This is a genomic window from Gelidibacter pelagius (assembly GCF_017581925.1).
Lineage (GTDB): Bacteria > Bacteroidota > Bacteroidia > Flavobacteriales > Flavobacteriaceae > Gelidibacter > Gelidibacter pelagius.
This window is the reverse complement of the sequence record NZ_JAGEVG010000004.1, coordinates 208215-220862: the sequence shown is the minus strand read 5'-3', so window position 1 is coordinate 220862 and position 12648 is coordinate 208215. Positions and strand designations below refer to the sequence as shown.

Below are 12648 nucleotides of genomic sequence, written 5' to 3'. Positions count from 1 at the left end.
TAGTATTCAATCTTAAATCCAATTAAAATGACTTTTACATTTTCAAAAAACACCTTTCCGTTATTCTTTTTATTATCATTTTTAATGATTTCCGTAAACACAAGTAACGCCCAAGGCAAAATAAAAAACATGCCAGGCTATGATCGGTATCAAGAAATGTCATCACAGTTATATAGTTCCGTACCGAGAATTTCATCAAATATCGATTGGAGCGCAGACGGAAAAACATTCACTTATTTCGAAAATGATAAGGCGCATACGTTTGATGTTAGAAAAAAGAAGGTCATTAAATCTGAAGATTACCAAGCGCCTCCAAGAACTCGTTTTTCTCGCCAGGGCAGACCAGCAAGGGGAAGACAATACGCATCGTCCATCTCTCCTGATTCTACATTAAAAGCTTTTACAAAAGACAGAAACATGTACATCAGTAATCCTGATGGCTCCAATAGTGTTGCAATAACCACTGATGGAAATGAAGAAAACCAAGTAAAATACGGCATTGCTACATGGGTTTACGGTGAAGAATTGGGCCAAAATACAGCCATGTGGTGGTCGCCTGACAGTAAAAAAATTGCGTTTTACAGATTTGAAGAAAAAGATGCCATAAAGTATTATGTCCTATATCATCAAACAAAAATTCAAGACTCGGTTGAAGTTGAAGCCTATCCAAAAGTGGGCGCTAAAAATTTGCCTGTCGATTTGTTGGTGTATGACCTTGAAACAAAAAAGACGATTACCCTTGATACAAGAGACGGAAAGCCTTTTAATGACGGCGCTGTTGGCACCTATTTATACGACATAGAATGGTCACCTGATGGGAAGGAATTACTTTTTCACAGCACCAATCGCAAACAGGATATCATGGAGTTTAAAGCGGCCAATCCGACAACGGGCGAAACTAGGGTTGTGGTTAGAGAAGAATGGTTGCCAAGTTTTACCGTAAATTCGCCAGAAATCCATAAGCTTTCAGACAATAAACATTTTATTTGGGCTTCTGAACGCAGTGGTTTTAAGAATTATTACCTCTACAACTTTAATGGTAAGTTGGTAAATCAGCTCACAGACCACGATTTTGAAGTGCAGCGCATTATTGAGGTTGATGAAGTCAATAAACTCGTATATTATATGGCAGCCAGTGGTGATAACCACATGAAAATGCAGTTGCATCGCGTTAAATTTGATGGCTCAAAAGATGTTCGATTAACCGATCCTGCTTTCAATCATAATGTGATCCTATCGCCTACGGGGAATCACTTTATTGATATTTCACAAACCCATAACATCCCTCCTTTCATGAATCTCGTGGATGCCAAAGGAAAGGTGGTTTCAGAAATCTTAAAAACCGATCTGTCCAAATTTAAGGAGCTGGGATTGAAAACTGTTGAAGCTTTCGAATTTACTTCCGCAGATGGCGAAACTCGACTGCACGGCATGATTCATTTTCCATCGGAGTTTGATCCTTCAAAAAAATACCCGTTAATTTTAAGTAATTATGGTGGACCTGGGGTTAATGCATTTACAGAGACATTCCGTCTCCCGAGTGCTATCACCGAATTTGGATTTTTAGTAGTCAATATAGACGGAAGAAATGTTGGCGGAAGAGGTAAAAAGATGCTGGATAAATTATATGGGAACTTGGGCATTGTTGAAATGGACGATTTTGCTGCGGGCGTACGCTCATTATACGATCGTCCGTATTTTGACAAAACGAGAGTTGGAGTCTATGGCACATCCTATGGAGGAACTGTTGCCGCTATGAGTATACTAAGATTTCCAGATGTTTACCACGTAGCCGTTGCCAATTCAGCAGTAACCGATTGGAGGAACTATGACAACATCTATACCGAGCGCTTTATGAATTTATTGGAAAACAATCCAAAAGGCTATGAAGCTTCCAATTTAATGAACTATGCCAACAATTTGGAGGGGGAATTAATGATTTTTTACGGTACGAACGACAATAACGTGCATCCGGCAAATTCATTGCAATTAATACAAGCTTTACAGAAAGCAGGGAAAAGTTTCGAGGTACAGGTGGGACCTGATCAAGGCCATACTGCAGTGAATTTTGAGCGAATGATGGAGTTTTTTATTCAACATTTGATTTTGAAATAAACCACTATGGATTGGAAATCTGTGGTTTTATCTCGGCATATTTGTTGTTTGTTTTAGAGTCGTTAAATTTCCATTTTACAGTACTATTGCATCTGAAGACCAAAAATGTAGCAGTAGAACACCCATTGGTATTTACTAAAGCGAGATCCATGTTTTTCAAGATGCTATTTTAATCTTTATTATATTTGTTTAACCTTAGCCTAGGCATCTTTTTGAAAATCTGACTTATATGAACCATTCCAAACTCTTATTTCCCGTCTTTTTTCTATTGATATTTGCCTGTGAAAAAACGACCCAAAAAGAGCAAAGGGAATTAATCTCTACAGATCACAAATTAGAAAAATCTATCGAAATAAAAACGGATAGCATTTACCAAACAAAGAAAGTTTATGTTCCCGTTTATTCGGACATCTATCAACGCACCCGCAATGAAAGAACATTGCTCACTTCTACCCTAAGCATTCATAACACCAGTGAGACCGATACGCTTTTTATCAGTCGCATTGATTATTATAATACCGAAGGCAAGTTGGTTCGGAAATACATAGAATCTACCATCTTTCTGACGACGTTTGAGACTTTGGAATATGTTGTGGATGAAGAAGACAAAACAGGTGGATCAGGTGCAAATTTCGTGATTGAATGGTATGGCAATGAAAAACTCAACCCTATTTTTCAAGCGGTCATGATCGGAGGTTTGGGCAATAAGTCATTTTCATTTACCACAGAAGGTGTAGAAATACATTGAGTTTTGATGGTCATGCATGAGCCTTAGGACGATTATACGATGCCAAATCGATGCCCGTTTATAATTCCAAACATAACACAATGGCCTCATTATTATCAACATTACATCCTGTAAAAGCGTGTTTGAATGTCTCTTAACTTATAAAGTCGTTAAGTTTTTCTTAAATACACTATAAAATTCTCTTGTGACCCTTCATTTTATTCTTTTAACAGTAGTTTTGTACTTTATTAAAATACAAAAACACAATTATGAGTCAAGTAAAAGAAAATGATACAGTGAAAGTACATTACACAGGAAAGTTAACCAATGGTCAAGTTTTTGACAGTTCTTTAGAGCGTGAGCCTTTAGAAATTACTGTTGGTGAAGGCAAACTGATTCCTGGTTTTGAAAATGCTCTCATCAATATGAAAGTGAACGAGAAAAAAACAGTTGAAATCGTAAAAGAGGAAGCTTATGGGGATATCCAAAAAGAACTTTTTCATCAAGTTACAAAAGATCAATTGCCACAGGATATCCAACCAGAAGTTGGTATGGGATTAGCTTCAAAAGCTCCTGACGGTACTGAGCATCAGTTTAGAGTTGTAGAAGTTAAAGAAGACCATATTGTTGTTGATGGCAACCATCCACTAGCTGGTCAAGATTTAGTTTTCGATTTAGAATTGGTTGAAATCAAATAAATCACACATATTTTTATTTCAAAAAGCCATTTACTTATCGTGAATGGCTTTTTTTAATATTGGTGTTAAAAATTCAGATCCGTGCGTGTTTTTGTTTCCCTTAGATGACGCAGATGCTCGCAGATGAATTCTGCAAAACCATCTTTAATTTAGCGACTGGCCAGCAAATTTGTTGAGAGATAGTTACAAGATTGGAATTTATAGTTAATTTACGCTTCCAAAACATTCTGAAAAATTCGCCAAACCTATTGACAGGTAGGCCTACAGGAGAAAATAGCATTAGACCATCAAGTCTTTCACTTCCTCAAAATCCAATCCGCCATAAGTACCCGAACTCATCAACAACAAGACCTTGTTGTCAAATTTCTGCGAAAACAGGAAGTTCTTAAAATCGTCAGGATTTGTATAAACAATCAAATCGTCGCGGTCAAATGCATTGGTGATTTGTGCTTGGGTCACTTCCTTCAGTTTTTTAATTTCAACCGCATGTGGCGAATAAAATACAACCGCTACATCAGCGGCATCCAAGGTGCCTTTATATTCTTTTAAAAAATCGGCATTCAAGCTACTGAACGTATGCAACTCTAAACAAGCAACAAGAGTTTTGTCAGGAAACTGCTCTTTGACAGCATTGGTGGTCGCTTCAACTTTACTTGGAGAATGTGCAAAATCTTTAAATGCAAGACTGTTTTCACCCTCTCCTATTTTTTCAAGACGTTTACTGGCACCTTTGAAACTGGCAATGGCTTCGTAAAAATCGTCTTCATCCACGCCCATGTGCTGGCAAATCCATTTGGCTCCTGCGAGATTATTTAAGTTATGCTTTCCAAAAATCTCAATTGGCAAAGGTCCTTCGGAAGTTTCCAAAAGTGTTTCTCCATTTACTACAGTATATTCTGGTGTATGATAAGGTAATTTTCTAATGGTGTTTTCTGAAGCTTCCACTACTCTTTTCACTTCATCATCTTCTTCATTATAGGTAATGCTTCCGCCTTTGACAATGCAATCCACAAAGATTTTAAACTGATCTACATAACCTTCATAGGTTGGAAATACATTGATATGATCCCAAGCAATTCCGCTCAACAGAGCAATATTGGGTTGGTATAAATGGAATTTTGGGCGTCTGTCAATCGGCGAACTTAAATATTCATCACCTTCTAAAACTATAAAATCATTATCATCGGTCAATTTCACCATCACATCAAAGCCTTCCAATTGCGCCCCTACCATATAATCGACATCCCTATCGTGATAGTCCATCACATGGAGAATCATAGACGTAATTGTTGTTTTGCCATGACTGCCGCCAATCACCACGCGGGTTTTATGTTTGGACTGCTCGTACAAAAATTCAGGGTAACTATAAATTTTCAAGCCTATTTCCTGTGCTCTTAGTAATTCCGGATTATCGGCTTTGGCATGCATTCCCAAAACCACGGCATCAATTGAACCATTTATTCTTTCAGGAAACCAACCAAAGTGTTCTGGAAGCAAACCTTTCTGCTTTAATCTTGTTTTTGAAGGCTCATAAATCTCATCATCACTTCCTGCGACCTGATATCCTTTATTGTGCAAAGCTATGGCGAGATTGTGCATGGCACTGCCACCAATGGCTATAAAATGTACATTCATAGTTTAATTTTGAAGACTTCAAAGATAGTTTTTTTGATGCGAATGGCGAATGATTTTATATGAAGATGGAAAGTAATTACGCTGAGCTACGCGGAGTGTCACAGAGAGATTAACAAAAATATTCGTGTATTCGTGGCGATAAAAAGTCAGAGTTTAAGAATGACCGTTTTTTCCGACTGAAAAAGTTGATTCTTTGGCAATTCAGCAATAGCAAGTTCGATATATTTCAACGCATCAGGCTTATGGTTTTTAAGTTTATAAACCTGCGCCAATCGGTAATTTGCCCATGCTTTTGGCACCTCATCTTTCACAGAGTAATTAGTGATATACAGATGGAGATGCTTTTCTCCCTTGTTCAACTGGGTGTTGTTTTCCGCAGCCATCTTCCCTATTTCGTAATTTAGGCTGTTACTATCATGCCTGTCCTGAGCTACCTCCATATTGGCAATGGCCTTATCTGGTTGCTTTTGGGCTTCGTATAAGTTGGTGAGCTTCTCATAGCATGTTAAGGAACCACCTTCTTCCACGGCTAGTTTGTAATATTTTTCAGCGGTTTTTAAATCGTTATCGTATTGATAGATATAGCCTTTTGCCAGATAGCCATCTACCTTAGAAAGTTGTTGCAATTCATCAGCATATTTAAGCGACTTGCTCATGCTACCTCCAATAATTCCCGGCAACTGCATATACAATTCCACCAATGCCCAACGGGCTTCAATATGCTTTGGATCAAGATCTGCTGCGGTAATAAAAGCCTGTTTTACATCTCCGATAATCGATAGCGCTTTCATTTTATTAACCGATAAGGCTTTCATGCCCAATGCACCACCATATTTGTAATGATAATTAGCCGTTTTAGGACTCGCCTCCACCAATTTCTTATAGTTCTCTATTGCGCCTTCCCATTTTTTCTGATGGCCATACGCATCGCCCAAAAGTTCAATTCCAGCAAGGTTATTTGGATTCTCCTTCACATAATTTCTCATCAATATTTCAGCTTTTGAAAATTGTTTGTCAGTTAAAAACTGTTCAGCCTTTTGAAAGTCAGTTTGACTTACCGCTGTCAATGAAAAAAAGAAAATGTAAATAGAGAATTTCATAGTGAAGTTTCTGAATTCAAAAATAAACATTCTCAAGCACTATTCGATATTAGCTATTCGATATTCTCTAACCTTTAATTTGTTCTGGTATTGTTTTTGCTAAATCATAAAAAGTTATAAAGTTAACTTCAGAATTCGTTAACTTCACTCAATCAAACGTAGGTGTGGCGCATTTCGTCTTTTTCAAGAGGTCTAATCGTGTTAACTTACACATAAATCCATGTTAAGGATTCAAATCAATTCAAATGATGAAACAGTTTATAGCCCTATTTATGGTCATATTTTTTGCGAATTTTGCACAGGCACAATCCAACAATTACGAAAAACTCTGGCAAGAGGTCGAAAAACATGAAAATGAAGGTTTGACCAAATCAGCCTTGGCCGTTGCCGAACAAATTTCAAAATTGGCAGTCGCCGATAAGAATACGTCCCAGCACATCAAAAGTTTACTGTATAAAAGCAAATATGCACTCGTTTTAGAAGAAGATGCACAACTTAAAATTATTAACGATTTTAAATCGCAGATTACAAACGGCGAAATTCCGACCAAGAACATTCTTGAGAATATGCTCGCCAATTTATACTGGCAATATTTTCAGCAAAACCGATATCAATTTTATAACCGAACCCATACGGAAAGCAAAGTTGATGCGGACGATTTCAGAACTTGGGATTTACAGACCTTGTTTGCGGAAATTGATGTTCATTATCAAAATTCGCTTAAGAACGGATTGATCCTTCAAGAAACTCCATTGGTAAATTATGATGAATTGTTGCACAAAGCAAACGACTCGAAGCTATTTAGGCCTACGCTGTTTGATTTTTTAAATCACAATGCCTTAGCCTTTTACCAGACCGATGAAACCAGCATCACTCAACCTGCTTATAAATTTCAGATTGATAATCCTGAGTTTCTATCGGATGCCAAGACTTTTTCAAGGCTGGACATCACCCATCGAGATTCCACATCCTTACAATTAAAAGCTTTAAAGATTTACAAAAATTTAATCGCATTTCATCTTAAAGACAAAGAGCCTTACGCTTTAGCAGATGTTGATATTCAACGACTCCAGTTCGTTAAAAACAACGCTACCTTTAACGCTAAGGACGCTGTCTATTTGAAGAGTCTCAAACAAGCTTCATCCTCATATAAAAACCATGAAGTATCTGCACTTTACGATTTCGAAATAGCATCATTATACCATCAACAAGGTCAAAGTTACGATCCTAAAACCAATGCTGATGTCCGTTGGAAAATCAAAGATGCCATTGCTATCTGTGATTCTGTAAATGAAAATTTCCCGAAAAGTAAAGGTGCAGAAAAATGTGCTGTTTTAAAGAATATCATTTCAAATCCCTTCTTACAGTTGACTGCTGAGAATAGTGTTCCTATTCAAGATAACAGCTTAATATTGGTTCGCTATTCAAATTTAAACAGTTTAAAATTTAGAGTTTATAAACTATCACCATCACAGTTAGAGAGCTTCAATAAGACCTACCGTCAAGATGAACGTTATGCCTTTATCAAAAAGTTAAAGGTAACGGAAGAATGGGACAAGCAGCTCAAGGATGAAAAGGACTTTCAGGTGCACACTACCGAAGTTGTGGTTCCAAAATTGAGCAACGGACAGTATCTTATTGTGGCGACTCCAGATGTCTCGAACGATGGATTTTTCTCCACCAAAACCTTTCAAGTGACCAATATGGCTTTGGTAACTAAATCAGATAGCAATAGAGAGCTTTTTCAATTGATCAATAGAACCAATGGCCAGCCAATTGAAGGTGTAAAAGTGACGGTTAGATACCAAATCAATTACAATAACGAGTACAAAACGCTCAATTTTCAAACAGATAAAAATGGGGAATTCAGCATGGAGAATTCCAAGAATCACTATTATAACATGGATATCACAGCGGTCAACAATTCAGACACCGCATACTTCAAGGGTTATTATAGCCAAGGATATTACAACCGAGACACTAATCAAAAACAGATTAGTTATCATTCATTTTTATTCACAGATCGAAGTGTTTACAGACCTGGTCAAGTTGTCTATTTTAAGGGGATTGCCACAAAAACAGAAAACAAAAAGACCACGGTTTATGCCAATCAATCGGCCAAAGTGACGCTCACCAATGTTAATGGTGAAGTGGTCAAGGAACTGCAGCTCAAGACCAACGATTATGGTTCAGTCTCTGGAGAATTCGTTCTGCCGAACACTGGATTAACCGGTCAATTTAGTCTAAGCATGCAAGCAGGTAGCCTTGGATATGCAAACATTTCTGTTGAAGAATACAAACGTCCAAAATTTGAAACGAAACTTCTTCCAATCACTGAAACCTTCAAAATCAATGATTCTGTAACGATAAAAGGAAATGCTTTAGCCTATGCTGGCAGTTCGATTACGGATGCAAAAGTAGTCTACCGAGTGCATAGAAAAGTCCAGTATCCGCGTTGGTATTACTGGTATAGACCGTGGTTTAACAGTGAACCGCAAGAAATTGCCCATGGCGAAAGCATGACGGACAAGAACGGCAATTTCGAAATAAAATTCAAGGCTATTCCTGATGAAAGTGTGGACAAAAGCAGTCTCCCGGTATTCAATTATGAAATCACGGCGGACGTTACAGATTTAAATGGTGAAACCCGCAGTACTACTACCATTGTGAATGTTGGTTACCATGCGCTTTTAGCCAACATAAGTATAGAGAACCAATTGGATAAATCGAAAAAAAACCATCAACTTTCTCTAAGTACAAAAAACTTGAATGGCGAATTTGTTGCCGCACAAGGCACTATCAAAATTTATAAACTCCAATCTCCGAAAGAAGTTTTAAGACCACGCCCGTGGTCTGCACCAGATTATCAAGCTTTATCCCGAGAAGAATTTAAAAAATTATTTCCTCATGAAGCGTATCAAGATGAGCACAATCCCGAAACATGGGAGAAAGCCAAGATGGTATTTGAGACCAATTTTGACACTTCAAAATCGAAGGATATCAAATTGGAAAACCTTAAAAAATGGGAATCTGGCAATTACATCATTATTTTAGAAAGTAAGGATCGGTTTGGTCAATTGGTAAAAGATCAAGCGCGGACTTTTGTGTTCAGTCCTGATGACAAAACGCTTCCGGATAATCAGTTGTTTAGTTTAAGTACGGATCAGTCCACTTATAAAACAGGTCAAAATGTGATCATCACCTTTGGCTCTGCCGCAGAAAACGTAGCGATTACCGTGGATGTTGAAAAAGGTCAAAAGATTATCAACACCTATATTCTGCAGTTGAGCAACAATAAAAAATCAATTACGATTCCTGTGACCGATGCCGATTTGGGCGGTTTCGCAATACATTACAGTTTTGCGGCCTTCAACAGTTTTCAAACCGGGACACAGACCATTGCAGTCCCATATCCAAAATCGGAGTTGACCATTGAAACGAAAACGTTTAGGGACAAATTAGAACCAGGAACAGACGAAACCTGGAGTTTCAACATCAAAGGGCCACAAGGCGATAAAGTGAGCGCTGAACTATTGGCAAGCATGTATGATATGTCATTAGATCAGTTTCAACCACATCAATGGCAATTTAGCCCATTATATCAACCTATTTATTATAGCCACAACCAAAGACGCGCCATCCAAAGCTTTGGAAGTACTAATTTTAACGTCTATTTACCGACCAACAATTTGAGCTACCCTTATCAAAGCTACGATCAGTGGGATTGGTTCGGGTTATATTTTGGTCGAGGCAGATATAATATGATGCCAATGGTTAGAGGAAGTGCCTCTGGTGTTCAATTGGAGAAATCCAATATGATCGCTGAAGAATCAGAGTCAAGCTTGGATGAAATTGTCGTAACAGACAATGAAACAACTGAACAGCCAAACAAACCTTCTACTGATTTACCTGAGCCAAAAGAAGACTTGCAATCCGTTGCCATCCGTAAAAACCTTCAAGAAACGGCATTCTTCTTTCCTCAATTGCAAACGGATGCCGACGGCGATGTGTCTTTCAGCTTCACAACACCTGAAGCATTGACAAAATGGAAATTGCAACTCTTGGCGCATACCAAAACCTTAGAAAGTGCTACGTCCACTATGGAAACCGTCACTCAAAAAGAATTGATGGTGATCCCGAATGCACCTCGTTTCTTACGTCATGGGGATCAAATCTCAATAAGCACAAAAATTACCAATCTTACCGAGAATTCATTATCTGGAAGAGCAATACTCCAACTATTTGATGCTATTTCAGGTAAAGATATCTCTGATAAAATTATTCGCAAACAAGCCAGTTCTCCCACTTCGGGGGAGTTAGAGGGGGCTTTTATTGTACCTGCCAAAGGCAACACCCAAGTTACTTGGAGCCTTACCGTTCCTGATGATGTAGACGCCGTCCAATACAAAGTGATCGCAAAATCAGGTGCATTTAGTGATGGCGAACAAAACTTACTGCCTGTACTTTCAAACAGAATGTTGGTGACGGAAACCTTACCGATGTGGATACGCTCGAATGAAACACGCACTTTTACTTTGGACAAATTAGCTGCGACAAACGCTGTCAACAACTCCAAAACGCTTAAAAATCATAAATTGACCTTGGAAATGACCTCCAATCCAGCGTGGTATGCCGTTCAGGCCTTACCTTACTTAATGGAATATCCGTACGAATGCAACGAACAAATCTTTAGTAGATATTACGCCAATGCCTTGGCAAGTCATATTGCCAACAGCAATCCGCGAATTAAAGCAGTATTTGATCAATGGGCTTCACAGGATGCCTTAATCAGTAATCTTGAAAAAAATGAAGAACTGAAAAGTCTTCTTATTGAAGAAACCCCTTGGTTGCGCGATGCCCAATCTGAAACGGAACAAAAGAAACGCATTGCTCTATTGTTCGACATGAACAAGATGAACAACGAATTGCAGTCGGCGCAACGCAAACTTCAAAACAATCAAATGAGCAACGGCGCTTGGGCGTGGTTTGAAGGCGGACGACCAAACCGATTTATTACACAACAGATTATTGTTGGTTTTGGGCATTTAGATCATCTCAATGTCAAGTCCTCTAAAGACAAAGAGTTCTCCAATGAAATGATCAAAAAAGCCATCTCCTATCTTGATGCGGAATTTGTCCAAGAATACAAAGACCTTCGCAAATACGATAAAAACGTGGATTTGAGCAAAGACCATTTAAGCTACACCCAATTGCATTATCTCTACATGCGTAGCTTCTTTCCTGAAATCGCCAAAAACAAAGAGGTGCAAACCATAACGGCTTACTACCAAACCCATATCCAGAAGTATTGGTTAAGTCGATCGTTGTACGCAAAAGGACTAATGGCGATGGTTTCGCACCGTACCAAAGATTCTAAAACAACTGATAAAATACTAAAATCCCTAAAAGAGAATAGTATTACTTCTGACGAAATGGGCATGTATTGGAAGAGTAATAAAGCGTCATGGTTTTGGTACCAGGCGCCGATTGAAACCCAAGCACTCATGATTGAAGCTTTTTCTGAAATTCAAAATGACGTGCGGACAATTGATAATCTAAAAATCTGGTTGCTTAAGAATAAGCAGACCAACAGTTGGAAAACAACCAAGGCTACTACCGAAGCGGTTTACGCATTGTTATTGCAAGGCAGCGATTGGTTGAGCGTCACCGACATGGTAGATGTTACTTTGGGTGGCGAAAAAATAGAAGTTTCAAAATTAGAGAACGTCAAAGTAGAAGCGGGAACTGGCTACTACAAAACGGCTTGGGATGGCTCTGAAATAAAACCAGAGATGGCAAATGTTACCTTGACCAAAAAAGGCGACGGTATTGCCTGGGGAAGTTTGTACTGGCAGTATTTTGAGGATTTGGATAAAATAACTTTTGCCGAAACACCTTTGCAATTGAAGAAAAAACTGTTCTTAAAATCCAATACCGACAAAGGTGAACAGCTTTCAGAAATCACTTCTAAAACCGACTTAAAAGTTGGCGATTTGGTAAGGGTACGAATCGAATTACGAAGCGATAGGGACATGGAATTCTTACATATGAAAGATATGCGTGCGGCAGGTTTCGAACCCGTCAATGTGTTGTCTACTTATAAATACCAAGACGGACTGGGTTATTACGAAAGCACAAAAGACGCTGCCACAAATTTCTTCTTCGACTATTTACCAAAAGGCATCTACGTTTTTGAATACGATTTACGCGTGAATAACAGCGGCGATATGAGCAATGGCATCACGACCATTCAAAGCATGTATGCGCCGGAGTTTACGAGTCATAGTGAAGGGATGAGAGTGAATGTAAACTAAAACACTGGAAAAATTAAGTTTATCGTCATACTTTCAATCTTACAGATGCCCTGAAAATT

Annotated in this window: 6 protein-coding genes; 4 read left to right on the top strand and 2 right to left on the bottom strand. The window is 38.4% G+C overall.

Features of this window, described 5'->3' with window-relative positions:
* Positions 1 to 27 precede the first annotated feature (27 nt).
* From J4051_RS05290 to J4051_RS05280, 3 genes are all read left to right on the top strand, one after another.
* Positions 28 to 2115, top strand: coding sequence for a S9 family peptidase (locus J4051_RS05290; protein ID WP_236027239.1), 2088 nt, complete (start codon positions 28 to 30; stop codon positions 2113 to 2115).
* Positions 2116 to 2344: 229 nt separating this feature from the next.
* Positions 2345 to 2863 (top strand): DUF3124 domain-containing protein, encoded by a 519-nt coding sequence (locus J4051_RS05285; RefSeq protein WP_208232809.1) that lies wholly within the window; start codon positions 2345 to 2347, stop codon positions 2861 to 2863.
* Positions 2864 to 3111: 248 nt separating this feature from the next.
* A complete protein-coding gene (locus J4051_RS05280; protein WP_208232808.1) occupies positions 3112 to 3540 on the top strand; it encodes an FKBP-type peptidyl-prolyl cis-trans isomerase in 429 nt (142 codons plus the stop codon).
* A gap of 279 nt (positions 3541 to 3819) precedes the next feature.
* Here J4051_RS05280 and J4051_RS05275 read toward each other — a convergent pair whose 3' ends face one another.
* Positions 3820 to 5175 carry a UDP-N-acetylmuramate--L-alanine ligase gene (locus J4051_RS05275; protein ID WP_208232807.1) on the bottom strand — a complete coding sequence of 452 codons (1356 nt, stop codon included), beginning with the start codon at positions 5173 to 5175 and terminating at the stop codon, positions 3820 to 3822.
* Positions 5176 to 5321: 146 nt separating this feature from the next.
* Positions 5322 to 6275 (bottom strand): tetratricopeptide repeat protein, encoded by a 954-nt coding sequence (locus J4051_RS05270; RefSeq protein WP_208232806.1) that lies wholly within the window; start codon positions 6273 to 6275, stop codon positions 5322 to 5324.
* Between the two features lie 248 nt (positions 6276 to 6523).
* On the opposite strand from J4051_RS05270, the gene J4051_RS05265 reads away from it, so the two are divergent.
* Positions 6524 to 12589, top strand: coding sequence for an alpha-2-macroglobulin family protein (locus tag J4051_RS05265; RefSeq protein ID WP_208232832.1), 6066 nt, complete (start codon positions 6524 to 6526; stop codon positions 12587 to 12589).
* Positions 12590 to 12648 lie beyond the last annotated feature (59 nt).

Coding starts and splice junctions, on each gene's coding strand:
- J4051_RS05290 (WP_236027239.1), top strand. CDS start 28: ATGACTTTTACATTTTCAAAAAACACCTTTCCGTTATTCTTTTTATTA.
- J4051_RS05285 (WP_208232809.1), top strand. CDS start 2,345: ATGAACCATTCCAAACTCTTATTTCCCGTCTTTTTTCTATTGATATTT.
- J4051_RS05280 (WP_208232808.1), top strand. CDS start 3,112: ATGAGTCAAGTAAAAGAAAATGATACAGTGAAAGTACATTACACAGGA.
- J4051_RS05275 (WP_208232807.1), bottom strand. CDS start 5,175: ATGAATGTACATTTTATAGCCATTGGTGGCAGTGCCATGCACAATCTC.
- J4051_RS05270 (WP_208232806.1), bottom strand. CDS start 6,275: ATGAAATTCTCTATTTACATTTTCTTTTTTTCATTGACAGCGGTAAGT.
- J4051_RS05265 (WP_208232832.1), top strand. CDS start 6,524: ATGAAACAGTTTATAGCCCTATTTATGGTCATATTTTTTGCGAATTTT.